The organism is Devosia sp. GW821-FHT12F11, assembly GCF_058806655.1.
In genome coordinates this window covers 21847-47319 of record NZ_JBXAPX010000012.1, presented here as the reverse complement: position 1 = coordinate 47319, position 25473 = coordinate 21847, and the positions used below count along the sequence as shown (strand labels likewise).

Below are 25473 nucleotides of genomic sequence, written 5' to 3'. Positions count from 1 at the left end.
CCGGTCCCTGGCTGGTGGCCGCCAGCCGGGGACCGCCGAACCTGCTACGAGTCGGCGAAAATCAACATGCAAGGGGGCAGGGGAGCCACCGGGGGCCATCCCTTGTCCAGCGGTTACCTACTTGTGACAGCCCTGTCCTAGCGCCGACTTAATGCACCACGCGCAAGCTGCGGGGCAGCACGTTGAAGCGGCGGCGCCAGCCGCTGACCTGGTCGCGGCCGCCGCTCTTGGCGGCGTAGAGCGCCTCGTCGGCGCGGCCGACGAGGTCGGCGGCGTTGCGGTCGGTCTGGCCCGGCGCATAGGCGGCGATGCCGAGGCTGACGGTGACGCGGCCGAACTCGCTGGCCTGGTGCGGTAGCGCCAGCGCCGCGAGCATGTCGCGATAGTCGCTGGCCAGGCGGTAGGCGGACTCGGCATCTACCTCGGGCAGCACCACGAGAAACTCCTCGCCGCCATAGCGGGCGATGAGATCAGCGGGGCGGCGGAACACCTGGCCGAGGCACTGGCTCACCGCCTTCAGGCAGGCGTCACCGGCGAGGTGGCCATAGGTGTCGTTGTAGGCCTTGAAGTGATCGATATCGAGCAGGATGACGCTCAGCGCCGTGTCGGAGCGCAGGCTCCGGGCGATCTCGATCTCGAGCCGCTGATCCAGCGCGCGGCGATTGACGAGGCCCGTCAGCGCGTCGGTGGTGGCTTCTTCGCGCAGCCGCTCGGCGACGTTGAGCAGCTCGAGCTCGGTGCGCTTCAGCCGGGTGATGTCGGAAACCACCACCATCGACACGCCGTCGGGCGAGGGGCGGGTTGAGACCCGGAGCCAGGTGCCGTCGAACAGATGCACCTCCTCCTCGGCATCGTGGTGCAGCGACTCGGCGATCTCGTCGATCCATTCGGCGACATCGGCGGGCGACGAGCCGACCTGCTGTTCGCGCCGCTCTGCCGCAGCGGCGAGAATATCGCGGATACTGGCGCCGGGGACGCGCACGTCGGAGGTCAGCGGGAAGAGCTTCTGGTAACGGGCATTGCAGAACAACAGCCGTCCACCCGGATCGAACATGGCGACGCCATCGGTCATCTGCGCCATGGCGAAGGCGAGGACGCGTTGCCGCTCGTCGAGCTCGAGTTCCAGGTGCTTCTGGTCAGTGATGTCACGGTTATGGGTGATGAGGCCCACCGGGCGTCCCGCCTCGTCGTTGAGCTGCACCTCGAGCGTCTGCAGCCAACTGGTGCTGCCATCGGGACGCTGGACGGCCTGCTGGAAGGTCGTAGGCCTCCGGTCGGCATCTGGCGGCGCGGCCGGTCGCGTGATGCCGAGCTCGTCACCGGGGCGGCCGATCAGCGCTTTCGGCGAGCTCACGCCGAGCAGCTTCGCGGTCGCCGGGTTGGCGATGACGAAGCGGCCCTCCGGATCGCGGACGCTGATGCTGTCGGGCAGCTCGTCGATCACTTGGCGATAGATCTGGTTCTCACGCCTGATGGCGCGCAACTCCTCGTCATGGGTGAGCGCCAGGCCAGAGAGCATGACCGCAAGGAACAGCAGCACCGTCCGTGCGGCCATCACCGGCACCCAGTCGCCGGTGCCGGTGTCGATCGGGACGAAGGCGATGGCCGCGAGGCCGATGGCACAGGTGGCAAGCGCCAGCGCCGGCGAATGCCAGCGGGCGATCGTGAGCCCGCGACGGCGCAGCAGCAGGTGACCGAAAGAGGCGGTGAGGGTGACCAGCGTCATCGACACCATGCCCGCCGGCGCCCCGGCGCCACCGATCCAGAGGCGATAGACGATAGCCGGGATCAGTGCCACCAGCGCCGCAAGCGGGCCGCCGAAGAAGGCGGCGAGGGCCAGCAGGCAAATGCGCAGGTCGAAGAAGACGCCAGGCGCGAACTGCACGGGAAACAGCATGGTAGCGATGGCGCCGAGCCCCATCACCACGCCGAATGCGGCCTCGACCGCCCGCGGCCCGAAGCGCTCGAACACGTCGCGCAACTGGGTCCAGACGCTGACGACGAACGCGACGACCGAGACGTTGGTCATCAGGCTGTACCAGGGCGACTCCATAACCGGCGGACCTCGTGGCGCGGGGTAGGCAAAGGCTGTCGTCGCATGATTGTGCTCCGGTGCGCATAACGAAGCCCTAAATCGTTGAATAGAAAGCATCTGGGCCGGTACGTGTTTGTTGCCGCTGGGGGCCCATGCGATGGGGCGCCCCGGCTGGAGTTGCCGGGGCGCCCTTTGCTCATCGCGATTTAGGCCCACCGAGCAATGGCGGCAGGGCGGGCTTCTGCAGTTCGGGCACCGGGTGCCCGGGTGACCGGCGGACCGGCTGATAGGGATTGGCGCCGGGGCGGCCGGCCCAGCTCTGCTTGTTGATCGGGGTAGGGCGCTGGTAGGTCATGAACTTGGGCATAAGCAATCTCCTTGCCCGTCGCGGCGTAATAACGCCAGGAACGAGCTCAAGTAGCGGCGCGGCGCGAAGCAGTGCTGCGCCCGAGCCGCGGTTGGTGATGAAGTGCAGGTGGAGATTGGACGCCCGAGGCGCCGGACAGAGTCAGCCCGTCATCTGGAACATTGCTGTGGCCGGCATCCGTGCATCAGCTGCCACTCGCAGGGCGAGGGAAGCAATGGCTCGGGCGTCCGCAACAGTGCTCAGATCATTTTCGGGCGATACTCCTCTGGAAGGCGCGTTGTTTAGCGCCGGAGGATGGGGAGGTCAAGATGGATGTGGAGCGGGACCTCGGTGGGAGCGACACGCGCCGTGCCTCCGCACACCCCCTCCGAGTTGCGCCAGGTCGCTCTCGCTCCCAAGCTTCGCTTGCCTCCCCCGTCAAGGGGGAGGTGGGCATCGAGGGTGTGGCGGCCGTCTGTGCCTACCCCCGCGGGGTGCAGGTGAGGACGTTCTTTTCTGCGGTGTAGAGCTGCAGTACGTCGCGGCCGGAATCGTCGAAGCCCAGGATGGCGCTGGTGATGCCGGCGCCGGCGACGAGGTTGCCATCGAGGAAGGTGACGCCGTTCGAGGCCATCTCGACGGTGCCGCTGCCCGAAGCGGTGCTGCCGAAATTGGCCGAGGCATAGCCGTAGGAGCCGGCATAGATAGTGAGGAGCCCGGCGCGGGTGCCGTCGACATTGGCGCGGCAGCCCCAGTTGCCCTCGACGCCGACGCCGGTGAGCGACTGCGCGGTGGCGGGCACGGCGACCAGCAGCAGGGCAGCGATAGCAAGGGCAAGGCGCATGGCGTGACTCAACTCCGTTGGGCCAGCAACTTCCCTAATCCGGGGATTTTGGTCAACGCCTCAAGAACCCGTAAGCGCAGCGGCATCCGATAGTCGCGCAGCTTGGAGAATCCGACCAGCTCGGCATGGTAGACCTTCTCGCCGTGCTGGTTCACCGCATCGAGGCTGTTGAACAGCAAGCCCCAGCCGGGAATCGAGTTGGAGGGGCGCTTGCTGGTAACTGTCAGCGTGTAGGTGACGGTGTCGCCGGGCCGAACCGGCGCCTTGAATTCCATCTTGTTGACGCCGGGGGAGGGGCCGGAAACGCCTGGCTCCTGGCCGAGGTCGCGCAGCCGCACCTCTTCGGCATCGAGCGCGTCGACCATCTTGCGGTGACCCATCAGCACGGTGTGCCAGCCCGAGGCGATGATGCCGCCGAAATGGCTGTGCGCGGCGGTCGCGGGATCGAGATGGAAATATTGCGGGTCGTACTCGCGGCCGAAGGCGAGGATCTCGGCTTCGCTGAAGGTGTGGCTGCCGAGCGGGAACGGCTCGTCGATGGTGATGTCCTCGAACCAGCGGGTCATGCGGCACCGCCCTGTTCGACATCATAGGGCTGCTCGGGCTGCGCCTGCATGCCGGCTTCGGGCTCGCGGCTCTCGACCAGGTTGGCGAGCCGCATGCTCATCACCGGCTGGCCCTTCTGGTTCTTCACGTCGAGATCGATGCTGACGATGCCCCAGTTGGGGTGGTGCCGGGAGCGGCGCAGTTCGGCGATGGTGGCGGTGGCCCAGATGGTATCGCCCTTCATCACCGGCTTCTTCCATTTGAGGTCGGAAAAGCCGAGCCCGCCAGCCGAGGCGATCTTCGAAAGGAAGCTGTCGCCGAGCAGGCGCAAGGTGAGCGCCGCGGTCTGCCAGCCGGAGGAGGCGAGCCCACCGAGCAGCGAGCGCTTGGCGGCGGCTTCATCGAGATGGAAGGGCAGGGGATCGAACTCGCGCGCGAAGGAGAGGATCATCTCCCTGGTCACCAAAGTCGAGCCAAGGTTGATGGTCTCGCCGACGACGAGATCCTCGAAATGACGGCGGTCGGCGGTGACGGCGTTCATGGCAGGTTGACGTATACGTCAACCGGTGGGCGGCAGGCAAGGTGGTGGGTGTGGGCGGCTGATGCGAGCCTTTACGCCAAGCCCCAGATGATCGCGACGCTGACGGCGGTGCAGTAGACCACGAAGTTCACCGCGAAGAGGCCGAGCAGCCAGACCGGCAGGCGTCGGGTGGCGTCGCCGGAGATGATGCCGATCCAGAGCAGGAGACCCACCGCGCCGATGACCAGCGCGAACATCACCACGAACCAGCCGCCGAGGATGTTGCCGATGGCAAGGATCACCGGGGTCAGCGCGGCGGCGACGACCGGGCCGATAACCCAGAGCGCCTGCTTCTCGCGCCAGGCGAGGGCAGCGATGACGCCGAGCAGCAGCAGCGCGAAGCCGACTGTCGGGATGACGGTAAAGGGGCTGACAGTGCCGCCGGCGAGCGCCAGCGGCCCCGCGAGGTAGGACGACACCGTCGGCCACCACGAGCCGAAGATCTGGTCGAGCATGATTAGGCCCAGAGGTTATGAGTTAAGGCGCTGAAATAACTATGAATTGCTAAGCATCGGGAAGGCCGCGCGGCCTTCCCGACTAACACTCAGGTATTGAACTTGAACAACATCACGTCGCCGTCCTTGACGACATATTCCTTGCCTTCGTCGCGGGCCTTGCCGGCTTCCTTGGCGGCGACTTCGCCGCCCAGCGTGACGAAGTCCTCGTAGCCGATGGTCTGGGCGCGGATGAAGCCGCGCTCGAAATCGGTATGGATCACGCCGGCCGCCTGCGGGGCGCGGTCGCCCTTGTGGATGGTCCAGGCGCGCGTCTCTTTCGGGCCGACGGTGAAATAGGTCTGCAGCCCGAGCAGCTGGTAGGCCTCGCGGATCAGGCGGTTGAGGCCCGGCTCGTGCAGCCCGAGGCTTTCGAGATATTCGGCCTGCTCCGCGTCGGGGAGTTGCGCCAGCTGCGACTCGATCTCGGCGGAGATGACGATGACGGCAGCGTTGTGCTGCTTGGCATATTCCTCGACCTGCCTGGTCATGGCGTTGCCGGATGCGGCCGAGGCCTCGTCGACATTGCAGACGTAGAGCGCGGGCTTGGAGGTCAGCAGCTGCAGCTCGGTGAAGGCCTTTTCTTCCTCGGCCGAACGCTGCACCAGGCGTGCCGACTTGCCGTCGCGCAGCAGCACCAGCGAGCGATCGATCAGGTCGAGCGTCGCCTTGGCGTCCTTGTCGCCGCCCTTGGCCTTCTTCTCGACGCCGGCACGGCGCTTCTCGAGGCTCTCGAGGTCGGCGAGCATCAGCTCGGTCTCGACCACTTCGGCATCGGCGAGTGGATCGACCTTGTTGGCGACGTGGATGATGTTGCCGTCTTCGAAGCAGCGCAGCACATAGGCGATGGCATCGCATTCGCGGATATTGGCAAGGAACTGGTTGCCGAGGCCTTCGCCCTTCGATGCGCCCTTCACCAGGCCCGCGATATCGACGAAGCTCATCTTGGCCGGCAGGATCTGTGCCGATTTGCCGACCGCGGCGAGCTTATCGAGGCGCGCATCGGGAACAGCGACTTCACCGGTATTGGGCTCGATCGTGCAGAACGGGAAGTTGGCGGCCTGCGCGTTGGCAGTGCGGGTCAGCGCATTGAAAAGCGTCGACTTGCCCACGTTGGGCAGGCCGACGATGCCCATCTTGAAACCCATGACAGTCTCCGGAAATCGTCGTTGGCGGCGCGAAGAAAGTCGCGCCAATCGTTGCGCCTCACATCGGGTGATCGGGCGCGGAAGTCAATTGGTTTGGTGTGCTTGGCGCCCCTCACCCTAGCCCTCTCCCCAGTGGGGCGAGGGGGACGCACTCTGCACGGACGTGCCACAACGCCCCCTCGCCCCTCCTGGGGGAGCGCGATAGCGCCCCCGGGGGGGGGGAGGGGCCGGGGTGAGAGGCGCCCACTAGTCTTTCTTGAACAGCTTCTTCAGCATATCCGCCATCGGACCTGTCTCAGGGACCTTGGCCTGCGGCGCAGCCGGACGTGCCGCACGGATGTGGCTTTGGGCCGGGGCCTTCTTGCGAGTCGGGTCGGCGGTTTCCGGGCGCTGGGCGCGCTCGGCGCCGTCGCCCTGCACAGCAATAGCGAGCTTGTTCATCAGCCCGTTATCGTCGCCCTTGACGATCATTGCGGCATTTTCGGCGATGGCGTCGAGCAGGGGGATCAGCCAGGCCTGCTGTTCGGCCTTCGAAAAATCGCCCAGCACGTGCGGCATCACCAGGTCCTTGTGACCGGGATGGCCGACGCCGAGGCGGACGCGGCGATAGCCGAGCCCGATCTGCGGATCGATGGAGCGCAGGCCATTGTGCCCGCCATTGCCGCCGCCGACCTTGACGCGGGTCTTGCCCGGGGCGAGGTCGATCTCGTCATAGAGTACGGAAACGTCGGCGGGGCCGAGCTTGTAGAACGTGGTGACCTTCTGGACGCTGTCGCCCGAGGAATTCATGTAGGTCTGCGGCTTCAGCAGCAGCACCTTTTCGCCGTCGATCGCGCCTTCGGAGATCAGCCCCTGGAACTTCTCGCGGAACGCTGGGAAGTTGTGGCGGCGCGCGATGGCGTCGACCGCGAGGAAGCCGATATTGTGGCGATTGTTGCGGTATTTGTCCCCGGGATTGCCGAGGCCGACGATGAGATGCATCGGCTAACTTCCAGGCAGGGGAGGGCGGGGGCGGACCAGCGGCCCGCTCCCGGTGTCTATGCGCGTCGGATTTGTCCGAAAAGTCTGCAACTTTTCGGTCCGACGCTGAAGCTTATTCCTTGGCGGCGTCGGCAGCCGGAGCGGCCTCGGCAGCGCCTTCCTCGGCTTCTTCGGCGCGCAGGCCCGACGGAGCGACGATGGTGGCGATGGTGAGGTCAGTCTCGTGGCTGTGATCGGACGCGCCGGTCGGCAGCTTGATCGACGAGATATGGACGCTGTCGCCCACATCGAGACCGGCGAGATCGACGACGACCTCCTCAGGGATGTGATCGGCATCGACCGTCAGGTCGAGCGTGTGGTGGACGATGTTGAGCACACCACCGCGCTTGATGCCCGGGGACTGGTCGTCGTTGATGAACTTCACGTGCACCTGGACATTGAGCTTGGTGCCCTTGCCGACGCGCAGGAAGTCGACGTGCAGCGCCTTGTCCTTGACGGGATCGAGCTGGTAGTCGCGCGGAATGACGCGGTGCTTCTCGCCATCAACATCGACAGTGATGATGTGGGAGAGGAAACCACCGGCGTAGATCGACTTCATCGCCTCGTTGTACGAGATCGAGATCGGCAGGGGAGCCTTCTTGTCACCATAGATGACGGCGGGAATGAGCCCCTCACGACGCAGTGCACGAGCGGCCCCCTTGCCCACCCCGCTCCGCGCCTGAGCCTTGAGCTCCTTAGCAGCAGTAGCCATTGAATGATCCATTCATGGGTTGGTGTGAACTCTGAGACATCAAAGCTCACGCACCCGTCCTCCAGGGGTGACGGGCGCTTCATGGGCGGTGGCTATAGTGGAAGACGCCCCGGCGGGCAAGGGGAAGTGAGGCGCTACAAAGGTCCGAGGAAAACGTCCGACCATCGAACTCTATCCGCCGATAAGGACTATCGATTGGTTCGAGCCTCGAGACGGTTCCGTCATCGCATGTGTAGACGCCCTCGCCGTCGGCATGGCAGTTCACGGGGGCGGCCCCGATCCCCCGGGTGTACTGGTAGCGGCCGCTCCCCGCCTGCCAAAGCGCGGCGCCATCATCTGAAACCCATCTCTTAGGCCAAAAGCCTGATGTCGTGCAGCTACTAAGCGCTGCCGCGACCAAGGCGACGCCCGCAAGCTGCATCAGTTGTGCCCGTTGAACCCTGCGCAAGTGCAGCGGTTTGGCGTCCTCAGCAGAGCGGTTCAGGTAAGAGTGCATATCGCCATGATGGCTGGCCCAGTTTTGGGCGCAAGCAGCAAAAGCGTAGCAACTCGATTCCTCATCCGTCCGTCAGCGCCGCGATCTGCCCTCGCAGATAGTGCCGCACCGCGGCGTCGGTGGCGAGGCCGCTGGCGAGGGTGAGGGCCTCGTGTGCCTCGCCCTTCAACCCGGCCCGCGCCATCAGGTGGCCGCGCGCCGCCCAATAGGGCTGGTAGTCGGCCATGCGTCGGTCGTCGCCGAGCGGTGCGATGGCGGCGAGCGCGGCTTCCGGACCTTCGAGTTCAGCGAGCGCCATGGCGCGGTTGAGCGCCACGACCGGCGAGGCGCTGAGCGCCAACAGGTGATCGTAGAGCGCGAGGATCGCGGGCCAGGTATTGGCGCCCAGCGTGCGGCGGGCGACATGGGCCGACTGGATCGCCGCCTCGATCTGGTAGCGGCCGGAGGGGCCAGCGGCGTTGGCGGCTTTCAGCAGCGCCTCGGCAAGGCCGATCTGCGAGTCGTCCCAGAGGCTTGTATCCTGCTGTTCGAGCGGCACATACGCCCCGTCGGCCGAGCGGCGGGCAGCGCGGCGCGCTTCGGTATAGAGCATCAGCGCCAGCATGCCCTTGGCCTCGGGCTCGTCGGGCAGGAGGCCGACGACCAGACGGCCGAGCCAGATGGCTTCCTCGGCCAGTGCGATGGAGGCGGCATCGCCGATCTCGGCCCAGCCCTTGGTGTAGGCGGCGTAGATGGCCTCGAGCACCGCGTCGAGCCGCTCGGGCAGCAACTCCTTGTCGGGGATGCCGAAGGGAATGCCGGCATCCTTGATACGGGCCTTGGCGCGGACCAGGCGCTGGCCCATGGTTGCCGGCGGGATCAGGAAGGCGGCGGCGATATCGATGGCGGTGAGCCCGAGAATGGTCTGCAGGATCAGCGGCGCGCGCATGCCGCGCTCGATCGCCGGGTGGGCGCAGGCGAACATCAGCGCCAGGCGCCGGTCGGGAATTTCATCGGCGGCAACGGCCGCAGCCTCGATCTCGTCGGCGATCATCTTCAGATGCTCCTCGCCCGCCTGCCGGGTGGTGCGGCGGCGCAGCGCGTCGGTCTGCCGCCGGCGGGCGACCGTCAGCAGCCAGGCATCGGGATTGTGCGGCACACCCTCCGCCGGCCAGCTGTGGAGTGCCGCCGCAAAGGCCTCTGCCAGCGCGTCCTCGGCGCCGGCGACATCGCGGGTGCGGGCGGCGAGGAAGGCAACGAGGCGACCATAGCTTTCACGCGCCACCCGTTCGGCGACGCCAGAGGCGCGCTGGGCGGCGCGGGCGGCCTCGTTGTCCTCGATCCGCATGGTCAGCCGTAGCTCCGCATGTCAGTCATCTTTGCGTCGGAGGCTCAGGTCGGGCCGCGGGTAGCTCTCGGCCAGGGGCCGGATCTCGATCGAGCCGTAACGCGAACTGGGGCAGCGCTTGGCCCAGGCAATGGCCTCATCGAGGTTATCGACCTCGATCATGAAGTAGCCGGCCAGTTGCTCCCTCGTATCGGCATAGGGGCCGTCGAGCACGTCGGTCCGGCCATCACCGGCCCGCACCGTGGTCGCCGCCGAGGCCGGCTGCAGGCGTTCGCCCGCCGCCATGCCGCCCCCCGCCTTGGCCAGCGCCTCGTTGAAGGCGGCGTAATCGGCCCAGAGCTCCCTTTGCGGAGCATTGGCGAGGGCGACTTCGTCGTGATGGATCAGCATCATGTAACGCATCGTGGACAGTCCTCAGCGGGTGGCTTGTTTGACGAGGTCGGTGATGCGCCGCTCGTCGGCAGGGGTGAGCTTGAGCAGGGCGAAGCTGGACGGCCACATGTTGCCGTCGTCGAGCTTTGCCGCCTCGTTGAAGCCGAAGGTGGCGTAGCGCGCCTTGAACTTGGCCGCATCCTGGAAAAAACAGATGCTCTTGCCGTCCTTGTAGTAGGCGGGCATGCCGTACCAGAGCTTGCTGGTCAGATCGGGCGCCGCAGCCTTGACGAGGGCGTGGATGCGCTCGGCGAGGTGGCGGTCGGCCTCCGGCATCGAGGCGATCTTGTCGAGCACGGCCTGCTCGTCCTCGGCGGCGCTGGCGTTGCGCTTCAGCTCCTTGGCGCGCTCCTTCATCGCCGCCTTTTCCTCGGCGGTGAAGCTGTCGGTACCCTTCACAGTCTTTTTCGCGGTGGCCATTTTCGGTTCTCCTTGGTGTCCGCTTACCAGTTCAACTGCACGAACTGAATGATGTTGCCGCAGGTATCCTTCACCTGGGCGATGATCGAGGCGGTGACGTCGGTCGGCGGCATGATGAAGTCGCCGCCATTGGCTTTGACGCGTTCGTAATCGGCCTTCACGTCCTTGGTATGGAGCAGCAGCGCGGGCTGGCCCTCGGCAAACATCGCCTCCTGGTAGGCCTTGGCGGCCGGGTTGCTGTTCAGCTCGAGCTGCAGCTCGGTGCCATCCGGATCGTCGGGGGAGTTGACGGTCAGCCAGCGGTAGCCGCTGTTGCCGAAGTCGGCCTTCTTCTGGAGGCCCAGCACCTCGGTATAGAATTTCAGCGCCTTGTCGTGCTCATCGACATACACCTTGGTCAGCTTGATCTGCATGGGTCGTTCCCCTGTCATTTGGCTTGCGGCAGTGGCCGCGTCAGCGTCAGGACACCGTGCCCTGATACGACAATGACGGGGGTGCTCAGACCATTTCGACTCCCGGGCAGAAAAACTTCAGGAAAAATCGGTGGCGCTCAGAATCCGGGGATCAGGGCGCGGACTTCCACCGGTCCCCACTGCGCCGCGGGGCACTTCTTCGCCCAGGCGAGGGCTTCCTCCATGTCGGCAGCCTCGATGATGTAGAAGCCGCCGAACTGCTCGCGCGTCTCGGCGTAGGGGCCGTCATGCACCTTGAGCTCGCCGCTATCGTTGACGAAGGTGGCGCCGCCTTTGCCGTCCTCGCGATAGCTGGCGTCGCCGCCTTCCATGACGAGGGTCTTGGCGTCGTGGGTGCGGGCGAGGGGGGCGGTCATGACGAAGGCGCCGGCCTTGGTCAGCGCCTCCTGATAGGCGTAGAGCGTCTCCATCGCCTTCCGCATCTGGTCGGGCGGGATCTGGGCCCCGGCCTTCTCGTCGGCATAGAGCATCAGCATGTAGCGCATCGGTGTCTCCTCGTCCGGCAGCATAGCCCCTCAGGGCAATGTCGGGCGAGGGGAGACGATTTCGACAGGGGAAGGGATTTTGTGAGGCTCGTGCTCACCTACGCACCGGCCGTCATCCCGACCTTCGTCGGGATGACGCCCGGTGGTGGGGGCGACACGGTGCAGTCCCGGAGTTCCGGGATGACATCGGAGATGAGGAGAGAGCGGTGCCTCAGTCCAGCAAACTCGAGACGCTCTGTTCGCTGGCGGTGCGGGCGATGGCCTCGCCCATCAGCGGGGCGATCGAGATGATGCGGATGTTCTTGGCGGCCTTGGCGGCGTCGGTGGCGATGATCGAGTCGGTGATCACCAGCTCCTTGAGCTTGGACTTGGCGATGCGCTCGGCGGCGCCGTCGGACAGCACGCCGTGGGTGATATAGGCAGAGACCTCGGTGGCGCCGTGCTTCAGCAGGGCCTCTGCGGCGTTCACCAGCGTGCCGCCGGAATCGACGATGTCGTCGATCAGGATGCAGGCATGGCCTGCCACGTCGCCGATGATGTTCATCACTTCAGAAACGCCGGCCTTGGGGCGGCGCTTATCGACAATGGCGAGGTCGGCGCCGATGCGCTGCGCGGTGGCGCGGGCCCGGGCCACGCCGCCGACATCGGGCGAAACGATCATGACGTTACCGTTGGTGTAGCGCTCCTGGATGTCGCGCACCATGACGGGCGCACCATAGAGGTTGTCAGTCGGGATATCGAAGAAGCCCTGGATCTGCGCGGCATGCAGATCGAGCGTGATGACGCGGTTGACGCCGGCCTCGGTGATCAGGTTGGCCACCAGCTTGGCCGAGATCGGGGTGCGCGAGGCGGACTTACGGTCCTGCCGGGCATAGCCGAAATAGGGAATCACCGCAGTGATGCGACGGGCCGAGGAGCGGCGCAGCGCATCCGACAGGATCAGCAGCTCCATCAGGTTGTCGTTGGCCGGATACGAGGTCGACTGCAGGATGAACACATCCTCGCCGCGGACGTTCTCGTGGATTTCGACGAAGATCTCTTTGTCGTTGAAGCGCTTGACCGTGCAGTCGGTCAGCGGGACTTCGAGGTAGCTCGCGACGGCTTCAGCGAGCGCGCGGTTGGAATTGCCGGTGACAAGTTTCACGAGCGCGCTCCGGTATCGGGCCGGTCCGGGGAGTTGCCGGCTCCTGATGGGCGGGTCTTTAGCTTGGGGCGCGACAAGGCGCAATGCGCCTTGTGACGGAGTGATGAAGGAATCTGGGCGGTGTGACCGGAGCCACCCGCCGACTGCGATCTTGATGTCGGGCACGGAGTCATTCCCGCGAAAGCGGGAACCTCTGTTTTCTGAGGCTTACCGCGAACCCCGCAACGGAGGTTCCCGCTTTCGCGGGAATGACCCGGTGGGGAGTGGCGAGATTGAGGGACCTCTCTACAACCCACCCAGCCCAATCACGCTGAGCTGCCGGCCGGTGGTGATGGCCTTGTGCGTCGCATAGCGGTGGGAAAAGTACTTCTTGGGCTCGGCATAGGTGCAGATGCCGAGGTCGTCGACCAGCCCGACACCGGCGGCGATCAGGTGGTCGAAGACGAAGCCGGGGAGGTCGAAATGCTCGCGCCCGCCATTCGGCCTGGTGATGCGGTTCTCGGCGTCGCGGTGGTCGCGGATCAGGTCGGCGGCGAAGTCGGGGCCGACTTCGTAGTTCGGGCCGGAAATGGTCGGGCCGATGGCGGCGACGATGCGGTCGGGGCGGGCGCCGAGATCGACCATGGCGGCCACGGTCGCCTCGGCAATGCCGCCGGTGGCGCCCTTCCAGCCGGCATGCGCCGCGCCGATGACCCGGGCCTCGGGATCGGCAAACAGGATCGGGGTGCAGTCGGCGGTGAGGATGCCGAGCGCCAGGCCGTGGACGCGGGTGACGAAAGCATCGGCCTCGGGGATATCGTCGGGGTCGGGTTGGCGCGTGACCTCGAGCACGGTGACTGAGTGCACCTGCTTCAGCGTCACCAGCTGGTTCAATGAAAAGCCAAGGATACCAGCGATCTGCGCGCGGTTCTCGATGACATGATTCAGCTTGTCGCCCGCCGACAGCGAGACATTGAGCGAGGAGAACTCGCCGGTCGAGACGCCGCCGCGCCGGCCGAAAAAGCCGTGCCGGATGCCGGGGATGCGCTCGAGGGCGCGGCTTACTTCGAAAGGCATGCTCATTTCGGGAAACCGATTGGCTCGATGTTGCCGGAATGGGCGCAGAACACCTTGAACAGGGTGCCCATTTCGGTGCTGTCGACGAGGCGCTTCAGCGCTGCGGCAATGGTGTCGATCTGGCCCGGATTGGCCTTGGCCAGTTGCGTGGCGCGCTCGACGATGCCGAGCCCGCCGAGGAAGTCGCGCTGCGTCGAGAGCTTTTCGACGGTGAGGCCGAGTTCCGTTGCGACCTTGCCGAGGCCGCCGAAATCGACATGTGCGCTCAAGTCGATCTCGCCTGGCGCATCGAGCGGATCGGCGAAGGCATGGTTACTCACCGCCTGCAGCGTCTCGCCGGTGCGGGTGGTCGCGTAGCCATAGTCGATGGCGAGGATGGCCCCCTTGTTTGCGGCGATGCGGCTGCCGAGCTTCTCCATGATGTCGGCGGCAGCGAGGCTGACCTCGTAGATTTCGCCGGGTTCGGCGTTCGCCACCTCGATCGGCATGGCGGTAGAGGGGATCGGCGTCGGGTTGAGCCCGAAGGCGCGCTTGCCGTCGCGCAGCCCGATCTGGCGTTCGTGCCAGCCGTCGGCCGCCTTGACGAACTGGCGGATCGGCAGGGCGTCGAAGAACTCGTTGGCGACGACGAAGAGCGGATCGTCGGCGACCGCGTCGACCTCGCTGGCCCAGTACGGGTTGTATTTGCCGAGCCGTTCGGCCTGCTGCGCCTTCAGCGCCGGGTTGGTTTCGAACAGCTGCAGGTGGCAGGCATCGAGGAAACCCTCGGCCTTGGCGGCGACCCGCAGCGCATCCTGCATCAGCGTGCCGCGGCCGGGGCCGAGCTCCAGCAGGGTGAAGCTCTTGGGCTGATCCAGTTGTTGCCAAAGGTTGACGATGAAGAAGCCGACCAGTTCGCCGAACATCTGGCTGATCTCGGGGGCGGTGATGAAGTCGCCCTTGGCCCCAAGCGGATCGGTGCCGGTGTAATAGCCGGAACGCGGGTGGGTCAGCGCCAGGCTCATGTAGGTGGCGAGCGACATCGGGCCGGTCTGGCTCAGTTGCATGTCGATGATTTCGCCGAGGGAACGGGTGTCAGCCACGGGCAGGCCTCATGGCGTAGACGATGAGGCCGATGCCGGCGACGAGGATGGGGAGGCTCAGCACCATGCCCATGGTGAGCCAGCCTCCATAGAGATAGCCGAGCTGCGCGTCGGGCAGGCGGAAGAACTCGACGAAGATGCGGGATAGCGCATAGCCGATGCCAAAAATGCCGGCGACGAGGCCGGGCTTTCTCAGTGCCCCGAGATGGTTGGTGGCGATGCGGATGACGATGAACAGCAGCACGCCCTCAAGCAGCGCTTCGTAGAGCTGGCTCGGATGGCGCGGCAGCTGGTCGGGATCGGTGGGGAACACCACGGCCCAGGGCAGGGTGGTCGGCGCGCCGTAGAGCTCGGCATTGACGAAGTTGGCGACGCGGCCGAGGAACAGCCCGATGGTGCCGATGGCGCCGAGCAGGTCCATGCCGGAAAGGATGTTGCCACCCTTCGAACGGGTGAACAACGCCATGGCCAGCATGATGCCGACCAGGCCGCCATGGAAGCTCATGCCGCCATCCCACAGCGCGATGATCTCGCCCGGGTTCGATGCGTAGTAGCTCAGGTTGTAGAACAGCACATAGCCGATGCGGCCGCCGATGATGATGCCGACCACCGCCCAGAAGGCGAAGTCCCAGATCGCAGAGGGCTCAAAGGGTGGGCGGTTGTCCTTCCACAGCCCATGCCGGCGCAAGAGCGTCGTGGCATAAGCCGCGCCGCCCAGCACGCCGATAAGATAGGCCAGCGCATACCAGCGGACGACGAGCGGTCCGACGGCAAAGGCGATGGGATCGATATTGGGGAAGGGCACGAAACGCGCTCCGGGTCGAGGAAATCCACTCCCATGTGCATTGCCCGGGAGTGCGGGCAGATTGCGACGAGGAGGCTGAGACCTTTTAGCCACCGCTATGGTCTGGTCAAGGCACGGGCGGCAGCCTAGATATCGAGCGAGAAACTGTGAAGGCGAGGACGGACGATGACCCAGGGTGGCAAGATATTCGACGAGCTGGGCAAGTTGATGAACAACGCCGCGGGCGTCGCCGACGGTGTGCGCCGCGAGATCGAGACGGCGGTGAAATCGCAGCTCGAGCGGCTGGTCGCCGACATGGACCTGGTCAAGCGCGAGGACTACGACGCGCTGCGCGAACTGGTGCAGGCCCAGAGCGCCGAGCTCAAGGAACTCAAAGCAGCGGTCGAGAGCCTGAAGTCCAAGTGAGGATCGCGGTTCTTTCCGACGTCCACGGCAACCTCGAAGCACTGGATGCCGTGCTGGACGATATTGCCCGGGAGAATGTCGAGGCGACGGTGGCGCTCGGCGATTTCCTGAGCGGGCCGAGCGATCCGCTGGGGGTGGCCGATCGCTTCATCGAGCTCGGGCTGCCCTCGGTGCGCGGCAACCATGACCGCTACATCACCGACGGGCGCGACAAGGACTGGCACATCGACGCGCTGGTGCGCGGCATGCTCGACGCGCGCCAGCATCAGTGGCTTGCTGCGGTGCCGGCGACACTGCTGCTCGACGAAGACGTGTTCCTCTGCCACGGCACGCCGCGCGACGACAACACCTCGTTCATGGACACCATGGTCGGCAAGATCCCGACCATGCATCCGCGCGACTATATCGAGGCGGAGGCGGCTGGCTTCGACCACGAGGTGCTGCTGTGCGGCCATACCCATGTGCCGCGCAGCCTCAGGCTCGCCGACGGGCGGCTGGTGGTGAACCCGGGCAGCGTCGGCCTGCCGATGGAGATCGGCTCGCCCGATGCGCGTTACGCCATCATCGAAAAGCGCCGCGCCGGGTGGAATACGGAGTTGCGCGCGGTTGCCTATGATCATGCGGCCGCGGCAAAGCAGGCGCTGGACCGGGGCTATCCGTACTGGGCCGAAACGCTAACCTGGGGATGGGCCAGCCCTAAGGGGCTGTAAGACTGGGCCGAAACTCTAACCTGGGGATGGGCCAGCCCGAAGGGGCTGTAAGGCTGGGCCGAAACGCTGACCTGAGGATGGGCCAGCCCCAGGGGACTGTAGGGACGTTCAAAGGACTTTTGGTCGCCGCATTTGCTGGGAACGGTGCAGCCATGAGAATCGCGGTTATTTCCGACGTCCACGGCAACCGGCTGGCGCTGGAGGCGGTCGAAGCCAGTATCGCCATGGTCGGGGTCGATGCCACGATCAACCTGGGCGACCTGTTCGCCGGGCCGCTGGATCCGGTGGGCACGGCCGAACTGTTGATCGAGCGCAACTACCCCACCGTGATCGGCAACCATGACCGCTATATCGCCGAGGGTTTGCCGCCCTCGAAACAGCCGGTCGACCGGTTCGTCAGCGAGCGGTTGCGACCGGTGCATTACGATTATCTGAGGAGCCTGCCGGCCACCCGCGACATCGAGGGCGAGGTGTTCCTCTGCCACGGCACCCCGACAAGCGATGAAGAGCCCTGGCTCGACGCCTGGTGGACCGACCGGACAGTGACCATGCCGGGCGAAGCGAGCGTGACGGCGAAGGCCGATGGGCTGGATTTCCCGGTACTGCTCTGCGGCCACACCCATGTGTCGCGCATCGTGCGGCTGAGGGACGGGCGGCTGGTGGTCAACCCGGGCTCGGTGGGCCTGCAGTTCAACTATGGGGCGCCCGATGCGCGCTATGCAGTGCTCGAGCGGCATGGCGGGCAATGGTCGGCCAGCATCCGGGCCGTGCCCTATGATTTCGAGGCCGCGGCACAGCAGGTGATCGCCAATGGCTTCCCGAACTGGGCCGAAGCGATCCGCACGGGCTGGGCCAGCGCGATTGGGCTGTTCTGAGGTGCCGACCGCTTCTCGCGAGCCTTACGGCGGATGATCCGGGCTCACCCCTCACCCGTCTCGGCCTTTGGCCGATCCACCCTCTCCCCGACGGGGAGAGGAACAAGAGGGGACCGCTACACTCTCGGTATTCTTATCCCCGTCGGGGAGAAGGTGGCGCGTAGCGCCGGATGAGCGGTCCGCGCACTGCTGCCTGAATGGAGCGAACGATTTCGCGCACACCCACTGTCGTCATCGATGACAGCTTCGTCATACAGCGCCGCGCATTCTATGCCGAGTCGGGCCTTTGGCGATGTGCCAAAATCGCGCAAATCGGGTGGGGACAGACTCGGCCGGTTAAGACCCTGTTAACCCTTCGCGCCGGATCATCCACAGAAGAAAGCCTTGGATGGCTCTGGCGGCACAATCCCCGGAATCGGGCCGTCAGTGTAGCGTTCCTCCATAGGGACGATTCGTAGGCTTCCTGCGTGCGAGTTCTTGAAAGTAACGCGTAGGACCGGGCAACCGGCCGGCCTTCAAACGTTTCGCCCAATGGGACGCTCAGCCAATGGCACATATTCTGGAACTGGAACCGGACCGCACGGTGCATCCGGTCGATATTATCGAGCACATTGCTTCGATCAACGACTGGAACTTCGAGCGCCAGGACGCCGACGAGATCTCCATTTCGGTGCGCGGGAACTGGTCGGACTACCACGTTTCTTTCAACTGGATGGAGGACCTGGAGTCGCTGCACATCGCGGCGGCGTTCGACCTGAAGGTGCCGGACACGCGCCGAACCGAAGTTAAGCAGTTGATCTCGCTGATCAACGAGCAGTTGTGGATCGGCCATTTCGACATGTGGAACCACGAAGGCGTGGTGCTGTTCCGCAACTCGCACCTGCTCACGGGCGGCGCCGAAGTAAGCCCGCAGCAATGCGAGGCGTTGCTGCGCTCGGCCACCGACAGCTGCGATCTCTACTACCAGGCGTTCCAGTTCGTGATATGGGCTGGAAAGGGCGCGGCTGACGCGCTCAGCCAGGTGATGTTCGAAACGGTAGGCGAAGCTTGAATTTATCAGATATCGGCCCCGTCGTTCTGGTCGGGGCCGGCAAGATGGGCCTCGCGCTGGCCCGCGGCTGGATCGCCGGCGGTCTGCCGGCCGATCGGCTGGTGCTGTGCGATCCGCAGCCCTCCGAGTTCGCGATACAGTTCGCCACCGAGCACGGCATTCGCTTGCAGGCGAGCCCGCTCGGCGTCTTGACGCATGTGCTGGTGCTCGCGGTGAAGCCGCAGGTGATCTACGAGGTGATGGCCGAGATCCAGCCGATCGTCGGCAGCTACACGCTGGTGCTGTCGATTGCCGCCGGCATCTCGCTGGTCGGGTTGTCCGAGGGGCTGCAGACCGAGCGCGTCATCCGCACCATGCCCAATACGCCGGCGCAGGTCGGCCGCGGCATTACCGGGGCAGTGGGACTTTCGATCACCGAAGAGGATCGCGAAACCGCCAATGCGCTGCTCAGCGCCGCCGGCCAGGTGATGTGGTTCGACGACGAGAGCAAGATCGACGGCGTCACCGCGGTTTCGGGCTCCGGCCCGGCCTATGTGTTCTACATGGTCGAGGCACTCGCCGCCGCGGCGCGTCGCCAGGGCTTCGACGACGAGCAGGCAATGCAGCTGGCGCGGGCGACCGTTACCGGCGCCGCGGCGCTGATGGATGCCGATCCGTCGCCGGCCGGCACGCTGCGCGAGAACGTCACCTCGCCCAAGGGCACCACCTACGCGGCGCTGCAGGTGCTGATGGCGCCGGATGGGCTCGAGCCGCTGCTCGACCGGGCGGTGCGCGCCGCGCGGCAGCGCTCGGAAGAGCTCGGGCGGGCCTGAAGGTCGGTGCGGGCTGATGGCTGAGATCACCTATGCCGAGTTCGAGCAGGTCGATATCCGCGTCGGCACCGTCGTCGAGGCCCGGGTGTTTCCCGAGGCGCGGAAGCCCGCCTACATCCTCCTGATCGATTTCGGGCCCGAGCTCGGGATCAAGAAGAGCTCGGCACAGATCACCGTGCACTACACGCCGGAAACGCTGCTCGGGCGCCAGGTGATGGCGGTGGTCAACTTCCCGCCCCGCCAGATCGGCCCGGTGCGCAGCGAGGTGCTGACGCTGGGCTACGAGGACGCGAATGGTGCTATCGTCCTTGCCGCCGTTGAGCGCGGAGTGCCCAACGGCAAGAAGCTGATGTGAGGAGGGACTGAGATGAAGCGCGTTCTCCCGGCAATGCTGGCCTTCTGCCTTCTCGGCGCGATGACGAGCCAGGCCCTGGCCGAGTCGTGCTTCGACCTCTGGATGGCGCGCAACACCATCTACGACGACAATGGCTACTGCTTTTCGACCGAGCTCGCGCAGGAGTACTTCGACAACGACGATTGCTGGACCAGGAAGCCCAAGTTCTCCAAGGCCGAGCAACGCGAGATCGAGGCGATCAAGCAAGAAGAGGACGACCGCGGTTGCAAGGTCAACTGACGGCGTCCCTCCAGTGGTGGACCGCGACGTGTCGAGCGACAAGCGGCACCCTGAGTTCGCCAATACCCTCGGCCCGCCAACCGTGTAGGATTGGGTGTTCTGCGAAGAGCGGAGGAGCTCAGCCATGGCACTCTATCTGACACGCTTCAGCTACACGCCCGAGACCTGGGCGCGCCTAAGCAAAAATCCCGAAGATCGCCGCGAGGCCGCACGCAAGTATATCGAGTCCGTCGGCGGTAAGCTGCACGGCTTCTGGTACGCGTTCGGGGAGCATGACGGCTACAACCTGTGGGAGGCGCCCGACAACGTCGCCATGGCGGCGGTAGCCATTGCGATCGGGAGCGGCGGCGCGTGCTCCAAGTTCGAGACGACGCCGTTGCTGACGGTCGAAGAGGCCCTCGCCGCTCTCGGGCGTGCTCAAACGGTCGGCTACCGGCAGCCGGGAGCTTAGTAGGGCTACAGCTCTTCGGTGAGCTTCAGCCGATCCAGCAGGCCGCGATCTTCCGGCTCGACCATGCCGACGAAGAACTTGAGCACGGTGCGCTTGCCTTCAGGGGGCAGGGCGGCGATGGCGGCTTCGATGCGGCTGGTCTGGGTGGCGGAGAGGGTCTCGAACAGGCCGCGGCCTTTCTCGGTGGCATAGAGCAGGCGCTGGCGACGATCGGTTTCGCCGGTCTTTTGTTCGACATAGCCATTGTCGACCAGCTGGCGCAGCACCCGAGCCAGGCTCTGCTTGGTGATCTTGAGGATATCGAGCAGGTCGGCGACGGGCATGCCGGGCCGGAGATTGACGAAATACAGCACGCGGTGGTGGGCGCGGCCGAAACCCTGCCGTTCAAGCAGTGCATCAGCGTCGCCGACGAAGTCCCGGTAGGCGAAGAAGAACAGGCCCATGACGTCGAGCGGCATGGCAGGCCCGCCGGCCTGCGCCAAATTTATGTCAGCCTTGTTGACATTTATTTTGCCCGATGCCATCATCACCCCATCGAAAACACAGCTCTTTGCCTTATCCCAAAGCCGTTCCGGTTTGCCAATAGCAAGCCGGTGGGGCAGGATCACAGGCAACAACACGGCGGACCCCAAGGGCCGCACCAGACGAATGGGAGATTGAGATGGCAGGCTTGCCGATGGACCAGCGCGAAGGCTGGATCTGGTTCGATGGTCAGATGGTTCCCTGGAAGGACGCCAAGATCCACGTGCTGACGCACGGGCTGCACTACGCGAGCTCAGTGTTCGAGGGCGAGCGCGCCTATGGCGGCGAGATCTTCAAGTCGCGCCAGCACACCGAGCGCCTGATCCAGAGCGGCAAGACGCTGGATTTCACCATTCCCTATTCGGTCGATGAGATCGAAGCGGCCAAGCGCTTGGTGCTCGAAAAGAACGGCCTCGTCGACGCCTATGTCCGGCCGATCGCCTGGCGCGGCTCGGAGGAACTGTCGGTTCCCGGTCGCAACAACAAGGTGCACCTCGCCATCGCCTCGTGGGTCTGGCCGAGCTACTTCTCGGTCGAGGAGAAGCTGAAAGGCATCCGCCTCGAGTGGAGCCGCTGGAAGCGCCCGAGCCCGGAGACCATCCCGTCCTCGGCCAAGGCGGCCGGCCTCTACATGATCTGCACGCTCAGCAAGGACGCGGCGATGGCCAATGGCTATGCCGACGCGCTGATGCTCGACTATCGCGGGCTGGTTGCCGAAGCCACCGGCGCCAACGTGTTCTTCGTCAAGGGCGACGAGATCCACACCCCGACTGCCGACTGCTTCCTCAACGGCATCACCCGGCAGACGCTGATCCAGCTGGCGCGCGAGAACGGCTACAAGGTGGTCGAGCGCCACATCAAGCCGGAAGAACTGGCGGATTTCGAGGAGTGCTTCCTCACCGGCACCGCGGCGGAAGTGACGCCGGTCAGCGAGATCGGCCAGTACAAATTCAAGCCGGCCAAGGCCTGCACCACGCTGATCAACGCCTATACCGAAGCCGTGACCCCGAAGAAGGTCGCAGCCGAGTAAGCGTTGACGCGTTGAAGTTCGAAGGCCCGCTGATTCAGCGGGCCTTTTGTTTTTGCCTGCTCAGGGTGGCCCCGGGTCTTTACCCACTCACCGGCGGTCATCCCAGCGAAAGCCCAACTCACAGCCCGCGCCGGCGGATAGATGGGTCCCAGCTTTCGCTGGGATGACATCGTGGTTGGGGTGAGTGTGGTGGGTCAACTCGACGACTCCAGCGATCATCCACCTGCGATCACTTGGTGCTTCGGGGCCATCACACCGCGGGCGGATCGAGCCGCGCGAAGCCGGCTTGCCGATAGTAGGGGAAGCGCGGATAGGACGGGGTGACGGCGCTGGCCGCGTCGAGCCGGGCGATCTGGCCGGCATCGAGGGCCCAGCCGATGGCGCCGAGGTTCTGGCGCAGTTGCTGTTCGTTGCGGGCGCCGATGATCACCGAAGACACGGTGGGGCGCTGCAGCAGCCAGTTGAGGGCGATCTGCGGGATGGTCTTGCCGGTCTCGGCGGCGAGTTCGTCGAGCACGTCGACGATGGCATAGAGCCTTTCGTCATCGACGGGCGGGCCGAACTCCGCGGTGTTGTGCAGCCGGCTGCCTTCGGGCAGCGGCTGGCCGCGGCGCAGCTTGCCGGTGAGGCGGCCCCAGCCGAGCGGGCTCCAGACCAGCGCGCCGACGCCCTGGTCGAGCCCGAGCGGCATCAGCTCCCATTCGTAATCGCGGCCGAGCAGCGAGTAGTAGACCTGGTGGGCGACATAGCGCGACCAGCCGTACCGCTCGGAGAGATCGAGCGACTTCATCAGCTGCCAGCCGGCGAAGTTGGAGACGCCGACATAGCGGAGCTTGCCGGCCCGCACGAGGTCATCGAGCGTGCCGAGGGTTTCCGCCACCGGTGTCGCCGCGTCGAAGGCGTGCAGTTGCAGCAGGTCGATATAGTCGGTGCCGAGGCGGGTGAGGGCGGCATCGACGCTCTGGATCAACCTGATACGAGACGTGCCGGCTTCGGCCGGACCATCGCCCATCGGCAGGCCCGTCTTGGTGGAGATCAGCGCGGCGTGGCGGCGCCCCTTGAGGGCGGCGCCGAGGACACGTTCGGAGGCGCCGTCGGAATAGACGTCGGCGGTGTCGAACAGCGTGACGCCGGCCTCGAGGCAGATATCGACAAGGCGCCGGGCCTCTGCTTCGTCGGACGTGCCCCAATGGCTGAACAGCGGACCGGAGCCGCCAAACGTGCCGGCGCCGAAGCTGAGGGCAGGGACCGTTAAGCCCGAGGCCCCGAGAGTGCGGTAATCCATGATGTCGACTTTCAGTTGGAGGTGGCGAGCGGTGCGCGGCGGCGGAGCAGCAGGCTGACCAACAGCAGCGCCAGCGCGAGCAGCGGCAGCACGGCGCCGACCAGCGGCAGGGCGGTGAGCCCAAAACCCTGTTCGAGGGCGACGCCGCCGAGCCAGGCGCCGAGCGCGTTGCCGAGGTTGAAGGCGGCGATGTTGAGCGAGGAGGCGAGGCTGGTGCCCGCGCCGCCGGCCTTTTCCAGCACCCAGAGCTGCAGCGGCGCGACGGTGGCGAAGCCGGCCGCACCGAGCAGGCCAACCGCGATAACGGCAGCGATCGGGTTGGGCAGGGCGAAGCTCATCGCCAGCATGACGATGCCGAGGGCGGCGAGGGTGCCGAGGACGCTCCAGGCCAGATTCCGGTCGGCGAGCTTGCCGCCCAAGAGATTGCCGACGACGAGGCCGCCGCCGAACACCAGGAGGATCGGCGAGACCATGGCTTCGGGGAAGCCGCTGACCTCGGTGAGGGCGGGCGCGATGTAGGTGAAGACGGTGAACACGCCGCCGAAGCCAAGCACGGTGAGGAGGAGGCCGAACAGCACCGGCCCACGCAGCATGGCGCGAAGGTCGGCCCGCCAGTCGGCAGCCTCCGGGGCGGCCTTGTCCCTGGGGACGAGGGCGGTGATCACCAGCATGGCGACGATGCCGATGACGGCGACGGCCCAGAAGGTGGTGCGCCACGAGGTCAGCTGGCCCAGCCAGGTGCCGAACGGCACGCCGAGGATATTGGCGACGGTCAGGCCGGTGAACATCACCGCGATGGCGGAGGCCCGGCGATCCGGCGCGACGAGGCTGGTGGCGACCACCGAGCCGACGCCGAAGAAGGTGCCATGAGCGAGCGAAGTCAGCACACGCGCCGCCATCAGCGTCTCGTAGCTCGGGGCGATGGCGCAGGCGATGTTGCCGAGGGTGAAGATCGCCATCAGCACCAGCAGCGTGGTCTTTCGCGGCCAGCGGGCAGTGAGCGAGGTGAGGAGCGGGGCGCCGACGACGACGCCGAGGGCATAGCCGGAGATCAGCAGGCCCGCCGTGGCGACGCTGACGCCGAGATCGGCGCCGACTTCGAGCAGGAGGCCCATGATGACGAATTCGGTGACGCCGATGCCGAAGGCACCGGCGGTGAGCGCATAGAGAGCGAGTGGCATGATACACCCTGAAAAACTGGTCAGGGCGCAGAAATGGACCTCGCTCGCTCGATGAACTAGACTGCCTCAGGGAACAGCTTTTGTGAGTTGAGTTCACATGTCGCGCACTGAGGTGAACCGCTTCGGCGAGATGGACGTGTTCGTGCGGGTGGTCGACATGGGCGGCTTCTCGGCGGCGGCGCGGACGCTGCGGATGACGCCATCGGCGGTGAGCAAGCTGATGGCGCGGCTCGAGACCCGGCTCGGCACGCGGCTGCTGAGCCGCTCGACCCGCACGCTGCAGCTGACTCCGGAGGGCACCGCCTTCTACGAGTCGAGCCTCAGGATCCTCGCCGATCTCGAGGAGGCGGAGCGTGGCGCCGGGGCGGCCGAGCAACCGGCAGGGCGGATCCGGCTCAACACCAGCGCTTCATACGGCACCCATATCCTGACGCCGTTGTTGCCGGAGTTCCTGGCACTTTACCCCGGCATCAGCCTCAACGTGGTGCAGACCGACGCGATCGTCGATCTCTATGCCGAGCGCACCGATGTGGCGGTGCGGGCCGGCCCGCTGAAGAACTCGAGCCTGATGGTGCGAAAACTCGGTGCGACGCGCATGGTGATCGTCGCGTCGCCCGCCTATCTCGAGCGCCACGGTACGCCGGCGAGCGCTGCCGAGCTGGAAGCGCACAACCGGCTGAACTTCTGCTACCGGCGGACGGTCGAGGGCTGGCCGCTGCTGGAGGGTAACAAGTTGATCTCGGTGCCGGTGGCGGGGAACCTGCAGGCCAGCGATGGCGAGGCGCTGCGGCAGATGGCGGTGGCCGGCGTCGGCATCACCCGGCTCGCCGCCTTCACGGTGCGCGACGACCTCGCCGCCGGTCGGCTGGTACCGGTGCTGGAGGCGCAGAACCCTGGCGATCTCGAGGATTTCCACGCCGTGTTCAGCGGGCAGGGCGGGTATCTGCCGGCCCGCGTGCGGGTGCTGCTGGATTTCCTGGCGGAGCGGGGGCGGGTGGGGTGAGGGGGCGCGGTGTAAGGCGCGTCGCCTCGCCTGCCGCCCCACCCCCTCCCAGCCTCCCCCATCAAGGGG

31 protein-coding genes are annotated in these 25473 nt (G+C 65.8%); 10 read left to right on the top strand and 21 right to left on the bottom strand.

What is annotated here, in order from left to right; translation table 11 throughout:
- Positions 1–148: 148 nt before the first annotated feature.
- The 18 genes from AC1ROK_RS26960 to lgt all read right to left on the bottom strand — a co-directional run bounded on the left by AC1ROK_RS26960 (position 149) and on the right by lgt (position 15445).
- Positions 149–2053: a diguanylate cyclase domain-containing protein gene (locus tag AC1ROK_RS26960; protein ID WP_492852746.1), complete on the bottom strand. Its 1905-nt coding sequence runs from the start codon at positions 2051–2053 to the stop codon at positions 149–151.
- A 178-nt stretch (positions 2054–2231) separates the two neighbouring features.
- A complete protein-coding gene (locus AC1ROK_RS26955; protein ID WP_492852744.1) occupies positions 2232–2402 on the bottom strand; it encodes a hypothetical protein in 171 nt (56 codons plus the stop codon).
- A 460-nt stretch (positions 2403–2862) separates the two neighbouring features.
- Positions 2863–3225, bottom strand: a complete 363-nt coding sequence (locus AC1ROK_RS26950; protein WP_492852743.1) for a hypothetical protein — start codon at positions 3223–3225, stop codon at positions 2863–2865.
- A gap of 8 nt (positions 3226–3233) precedes the next feature.
- On the bottom strand, positions 3234–3791 hold the full coding sequence (locus tag AC1ROK_RS26945) for a MaoC family dehydratase (RefSeq protein ID WP_492852741.1): 558 nt from the start codon (positions 3789–3791) through the stop codon (positions 3234–3236).
- Complete coding sequence (locus tag AC1ROK_RS26940; protein WP_492852740.1) at positions 3788–4312, bottom strand: MaoC family dehydratase; 525 nt, start codon at positions 4310–4312, stop codon at positions 3788–3790. The genes AC1ROK_RS26945 and AC1ROK_RS26940 overlap by 4 nt, the downstream gene beginning before the upstream one ends.
- A gap of 71 nt (positions 4313–4383) precedes the next feature.
- Positions 4384–4806: a hypothetical protein gene (locus tag AC1ROK_RS26935; protein WP_492852738.1), complete on the bottom strand. Its 423-nt coding sequence runs from the start codon at positions 4804–4806 to the stop codon at positions 4384–4386.
- Between the two features lie 89 nt (positions 4807–4895).
- Positions 4896–5993, bottom strand: a complete 1098-nt coding sequence (ychF, locus tag AC1ROK_RS26930; RefSeq protein WP_492852736.1) for a redox-regulated ATPase YchF — start codon at positions 5991–5993, stop codon at positions 4896–4898.
- Positions 5994–6239: 246 nt separating this feature from the next.
- Entirely contained in the window at positions 6240–6974 is a 735-nt protein-coding gene (gene pth, locus AC1ROK_RS26925; protein WP_492852734.1) for an aminoacyl-tRNA hydrolase, read from the bottom strand.
- Positions 6975–7086: 112 nt separating this feature from the next.
- Positions 7087–7725 (bottom strand): 50S ribosomal protein L25/general stress protein Ctc, encoded by a 639-nt coding sequence (locus tag AC1ROK_RS26920; protein WP_492852732.1) that lies wholly within the window; start codon positions 7723–7725, stop codon positions 7087–7089.
- 557 nt (positions 7726–8282) lie between these two features.
- Positions 8283–9548 carry an RNA polymerase sigma factor gene (locus tag AC1ROK_RS26915; protein WP_492852730.1) on the bottom strand — a complete coding sequence of 422 codons (1266 nt, stop codon included), beginning with the start codon at positions 9546–9548 and terminating at the stop codon, positions 8283–8285.
- A gap of 21 nt (positions 9549–9569) precedes the next feature.
- A complete protein-coding gene (locus AC1ROK_RS26910) occupies positions 9570–9950 on the bottom strand; it encodes a YciI family protein (protein ID WP_492852728.1) in 381 nt (126 codons plus the stop codon).
- A 12-nt stretch (positions 9951–9962) separates the two neighbouring features.
- Positions 9963–10400 (bottom strand): iron chaperone, encoded by a 438-nt coding sequence (locus tag AC1ROK_RS26905; RefSeq protein WP_492852726.1) that lies wholly within the window; start codon positions 10398–10400, stop codon positions 9963–9965.
- A 23-nt stretch (positions 10401–10423) separates the two neighbouring features.
- Positions 10424–10813, bottom strand: coding sequence for a VOC family protein (locus AC1ROK_RS26900; RefSeq protein ID WP_492852724.1), 390 nt, complete (start codon positions 10811–10813; stop codon positions 10424–10426).
- A 137-nt stretch (positions 10814–10950) separates the two neighbouring features.
- The gene (locus AC1ROK_RS26895; RefSeq protein WP_492852722.1) at positions 10951–11358 is read right to left on the bottom strand and encodes a YciI family protein; all 408 of its coding nucleotides are present in this window, start codon (positions 11356–11358) and stop codon (positions 10951–10953) included.
- A 211-nt stretch (positions 11359–11569) separates the two neighbouring features.
- On the bottom strand, positions 11570–12502 hold the full coding sequence (locus AC1ROK_RS26890; protein ID WP_492852720.1) for a ribose-phosphate pyrophosphokinase: 933 nt from the start codon (positions 12500–12502) through the stop codon (positions 11570–11572).
- A 285-nt stretch (positions 12503–12787) separates the two neighbouring features.
- Entirely contained in the window at positions 12788–13558 is a 771-nt protein-coding gene (gene pgeF, locus AC1ROK_RS26885; RefSeq protein ID WP_492852718.1) for a peptidoglycan editing factor PgeF, read from the bottom strand.
- Between the two features lie 2 nt (positions 13559–13560).
- Positions 13561–14640, bottom strand: a complete 1080-nt coding sequence (locus AC1ROK_RS26880; protein ID WP_492852716.1) for a class I SAM-dependent methyltransferase — start codon at positions 14638–14640, stop codon at positions 13561–13563.
- The gene (lgt, locus tag AC1ROK_RS26875) at positions 14633–15445 is read right to left on the bottom strand and encodes a prolipoprotein diacylglyceryl transferase (protein WP_492852714.1); all 813 of its coding nucleotides are present in this window, start codon (positions 15443–15445) and stop codon (positions 14633–14635) included. The genes AC1ROK_RS26880 and lgt overlap by 8 nt, the downstream gene beginning before the upstream one ends.
- Before the next feature lie 165 nt (positions 15446–15610).
- Between lgt and AC1ROK_RS26870 the strand changes: the two genes are divergently transcribed.
- The 8 genes from AC1ROK_RS26870 to AC1ROK_RS26835 all read left to right on the top strand — a co-directional run bounded on the left by AC1ROK_RS26870 (position 15611) and on the right by AC1ROK_RS26835 (position 20383).
- On the top strand, positions 15611–15850 hold the full coding sequence (locus AC1ROK_RS26870) for an accessory factor UbiK family protein (RefSeq protein ID WP_492852712.1): 240 nt from the start codon (positions 15611–15613) through the stop codon (positions 15848–15850).
- On the top strand, positions 15847–16560 hold the full coding sequence (locus tag AC1ROK_RS26865) for a metallophosphoesterase family protein (RefSeq protein WP_492852710.1): 714 nt from the start codon (positions 15847–15849) through the stop codon (positions 16558–16560). The genes AC1ROK_RS26870 and AC1ROK_RS26865 overlap by 4 nt, the downstream gene beginning before the upstream one ends.
- A gap of 152 nt (positions 16561–16712) precedes the next feature.
- Positions 16713–17435 (top strand): metallophosphoesterase family protein, encoded by a 723-nt coding sequence (locus AC1ROK_RS26860; protein ID WP_492852708.1) that lies wholly within the window; start codon positions 16713–16715, stop codon positions 17433–17435.
- Positions 17436–17982: 547 nt separating this feature from the next.
- The gene (locus tag AC1ROK_RS26855) at positions 17983–18486 is read left to right on the top strand and encodes a type III secretion system chaperone family protein (protein WP_492852706.1); all 504 of its coding nucleotides are present in this window, start codon (positions 17983–17985) and stop codon (positions 18484–18486) included.
- The gene (gene proC, locus AC1ROK_RS26850) at positions 18483–19298 is read left to right on the top strand and encodes a pyrroline-5-carboxylate reductase (RefSeq protein WP_492852704.1); all 816 of its coding nucleotides are present in this window, start codon (positions 18483–18485) and stop codon (positions 19296–19298) included. Before AC1ROK_RS26855 ends, proC begins: the two co-directional genes overlap by 4 nt.
- A gap of 13 nt (positions 19299–19311) precedes the next feature.
- Positions 19312–19653 (top strand): tRNA-binding protein, encoded by a 342-nt coding sequence (locus tag AC1ROK_RS26845; protein ID WP_492852750.1) that lies wholly within the window; start codon positions 19312–19314, stop codon positions 19651–19653.
- Positions 19654–19665: 12 nt separating this feature from the next.
- Positions 19666–19932, top strand: a complete 267-nt coding sequence (locus tag AC1ROK_RS26840) for a YARHG domain-containing protein (protein WP_492852702.1) — start codon at positions 19666–19668, stop codon at positions 19930–19932.
- 124 nt (positions 19933–20056) lie between these two features.
- A complete protein-coding gene (locus tag AC1ROK_RS26835; RefSeq protein ID WP_492852700.1) occupies positions 20057–20383 on the top strand; it encodes a GYD domain-containing protein in 327 nt (108 codons plus the stop codon).
- A gap of 5 nt (positions 20384–20388) precedes the next feature.
- Here the strand turns inward: AC1ROK_RS26835 and AC1ROK_RS26830 are convergent, their stop codons facing one another.
- Positions 20389–20841, bottom strand: coding sequence for a MarR family winged helix-turn-helix transcriptional regulator (locus tag AC1ROK_RS26830; protein WP_492852698.1), 453 nt, complete (start codon positions 20839–20841; stop codon positions 20389–20391).
- 203 nt (positions 20842–21044) lie between these two features.
- On the opposite strand from AC1ROK_RS26830, the gene AC1ROK_RS26825 reads away from it, so the two are divergent.
- Positions 21045–21935, top strand: a complete 891-nt coding sequence (locus AC1ROK_RS26825) for a branched-chain amino acid aminotransferase (RefSeq protein WP_492852696.1) — start codon at positions 21045–21047, stop codon at positions 21933–21935.
- A gap of 250 nt (positions 21936–22185) precedes the next feature.
- On the opposite strand, the gene AC1ROK_RS26820 is transcribed toward AC1ROK_RS26825, so the two are convergent.
- Both AC1ROK_RS26820 and AC1ROK_RS26815 read right to left on the bottom strand, forming a co-directional pair.
- Entirely contained in the window at positions 22186–23220 is a 1035-nt protein-coding gene (locus AC1ROK_RS26820; protein ID WP_492852694.1) for an aldo/keto reductase, read from the bottom strand.
- 11 nt (positions 23221–23231) lie between these two features.
- Positions 23232–24401, bottom strand: coding sequence for an MFS transporter (locus tag AC1ROK_RS26815; RefSeq protein ID WP_492852692.1), 1170 nt, complete (start codon positions 24399–24401; stop codon positions 23232–23234).
- A 97-nt stretch (positions 24402–24498) separates the two neighbouring features.
- On the opposite strand from AC1ROK_RS26815, the gene AC1ROK_RS26810 reads away from it, so the two are divergent.
- The gene (locus tag AC1ROK_RS26810; RefSeq protein WP_492852690.1) at positions 24499–25404 is read left to right on the top strand and encodes a LysR substrate-binding domain-containing protein; all 906 of its coding nucleotides are present in this window, start codon (positions 24499–24501) and stop codon (positions 25402–25404) included.
- Positions 25405–25473 lie beyond the last annotated feature (69 nt).

Coding starts and splice junctions, on each gene's coding strand:
- ychF (WP_492852736.1), bottom strand. CDS start 5,993: ATGGGTTTCAAGATGGGCATCGTCGGCCTGCCCAACGTGGGCAAGTCG.
- AC1ROK_RS26940 (WP_492852740.1), bottom strand. CDS start 4,312: ATGAACGCCGTCACCGCCGACCGCCGTCATTTCGAGGATCTCGTCGTC.
- AC1ROK_RS26870 (WP_492852712.1), top strand. CDS start 15,611: ATGACCCAGGGTGGCAAGATATTCGACGAGCTGGGCAAGTTGATGAAC.
- AC1ROK_RS26855 (WP_492852706.1), top strand. CDS start 17,983: ATGGCACATATTCTGGAACTGGAACCGGACCGCACGGTGCATCCGGTC.
- AC1ROK_RS26950 (WP_492852743.1), bottom strand. CDS start 3,225: ATGCGCCTTGCCCTTGCTATCGCTGCCCTGCTGCTGGTCGCCGTGCCC.
- pgeF (WP_492852718.1), bottom strand. CDS start 13,558: ATGCCTTTCGAAGTAAGCCGCGCCCTCGAGCGCATCCCCGGCATCCGG.
- AC1ROK_RS26815 (WP_492852692.1), bottom strand. CDS start 24,401: ATGCCACTCGCTCTCTATGCGCTCACCGCCGGTGCCTTCGGCATCGGC.
- AC1ROK_RS26955 (WP_492852744.1), bottom strand. CDS start 2,402: ATGCCCAAGTTCATGACCTACCAGCGCCCTACCCCGATCAACAAGCAG.
- AC1ROK_RS26830 (WP_492852698.1), bottom strand. CDS start 20,841: ATGCCGCTCGACGTCATGGGCCTGTTCTTCTTCGCCTACCGGGACTTC.
- AC1ROK_RS26860 (WP_492852708.1), top strand. CDS start 16,713: ATGAGAATCGCGGTTATTTCCGACGTCCACGGCAACCGGCTGGCGCTG.
- AC1ROK_RS26900 (WP_492852724.1), bottom strand. CDS start 10,813: ATGCAGATCAAGCTGACCAAGGTGTATGTCGATGAGCACGACAAGGCG.
- AC1ROK_RS26910 (WP_492852728.1), bottom strand. CDS start 9,950: ATGCGTTACATGATGCTGATCCATCACGACGAAGTCGCCCTCGCCAAT.
- AC1ROK_RS26960 (WP_492852746.1), bottom strand. CDS start 2,053: ATGGAGTCGCCCTGGTACAGCCTGATGACCAACGTCTCGGTCGTCGCG.
- AC1ROK_RS26825 (WP_492852696.1), top strand. CDS start 21,045: ATGGCAGGCTTGCCGATGGACCAGCGCGAAGGCTGGATCTGGTTCGAT.
- AC1ROK_RS26915 (WP_492852730.1), bottom strand. CDS start 9,548: ATGCGGATCGAGGACAACGAGGCCGCCCGCGCCGCCCAGCGCGCCTCT.
- AC1ROK_RS26835 (WP_492852700.1), top strand. CDS start 20,057: ATGGCACTCTATCTGACACGCTTCAGCTACACGCCCGAGACCTGGGCG.
- AC1ROK_RS26840 (WP_492852702.1), top strand. CDS start 19,666: ATGAAGCGCGTTCTCCCGGCAATGCTGGCCTTCTGCCTTCTCGGCGCG.
- AC1ROK_RS26820 (WP_492852694.1), bottom strand. CDS start 23,220: ATGGATTACCGCACTCTCGGGGCCTCGGGCTTAACGGTCCCTGCCCTC.
- AC1ROK_RS26920 (WP_492852732.1), bottom strand. CDS start 7,725: ATGGCTACTGCTGCTAAGGAGCTCAAGGCTCAGGCGCGGAGCGGGGTG.
- AC1ROK_RS26945 (WP_492852741.1), bottom strand. CDS start 3,791: ATGACCCGCTGGTTCGAGGACATCACCATCGACGAGCCGTTCCCGCTC.
- AC1ROK_RS26935 (WP_492852738.1), bottom strand. CDS start 4,806: ATGCTCGACCAGATCTTCGGCTCGTGGTGGCCGACGGTGTCGTCCTAC.
- AC1ROK_RS26905 (WP_492852726.1), bottom strand. CDS start 10,400: ATGGCCACCGCGAAAAAGACTGTGAAGGGTACCGACAGCTTCACCGCC.
- pth (WP_492852734.1), bottom strand. CDS start 6,974: ATGCATCTCATCGTCGGCCTCGGCAATCCCGGGGACAAATACCGCAAC.
- AC1ROK_RS26810 (WP_492852690.1), top strand. CDS start 24,499: ATGTCGCGCACTGAGGTGAACCGCTTCGGCGAGATGGACGTGTTCGTG.
- AC1ROK_RS26895 (WP_492852722.1), bottom strand. CDS start 11,358: ATGCGCTACATGCTGATGCTCTATGCCGACGAGAAGGCCGGGGCCCAG.